Genomic DNA, 539 nt, shown 5'->3' on the forward strand with positions numbered 1-539 from the left:
TCCTGATTAGCTTCGAAGTATTCGGAATCCGGAACCTCAATAGGAGGCTCATCAAGCTCTACGGGGTCTTGTAGACGCTCTATGTCGAGAACCTTTGACAGCATCCCATCTTCTAAGACGCTACCCCCACCTCTACCCATGTGAGATATCGTGTAAGTGTCAAGCATATATGCTTTTGCGGAATCATCCACCGCATTGATATCCCTGTTGCCAAGCTCCCACGAACCACGCAACGCAAACAGATTACGCCCCGTTAGAGCATCGCATCCAATTTTTTGGAGTTTTTCGATAACCTGCTGATGGTGTCGCTTAGAGACAACTTCAATGAGTTCGAGAGCCTTTTTGCCGAGTTCAGTGTCAGGCGTCTGCGTATAATTCTGGACCATAAGACAGGGTTCAGAGACGTTATAGAAAGCATGATGCGGGAGCATCAGCCCAACAATCTTATTCTCCATCTGCTCGAATTTTATTTCATCACCAACGATGACACGACCATCAAGAGAAGGCTCAACACAGAGAGCCATAGCAATATCGGGCCC

The 539-nt window shown here is 47.5% G+C and carries 1 protein-coding gene; it reads right to left on the minus strand.

Going from position 1 to position 539, the window contains the following annotated elements; translation table 11 throughout:
* The coding region (locus KP705_RS16670; RefSeq protein WP_215765059.1) for a hypothetical protein at positions 1-539 on the minus strand (539 nt) is incomplete at both ends.

The sequence above is a fragment of the Gluconobacter sp. P1D12_c genome (assembly GCF_018812105.1).
Lineage (GTDB): Bacteria > Pseudomonadota > Alphaproteobacteria > Acetobacterales > Acetobacteraceae > Gluconobacter > Gluconobacter oxydans_A.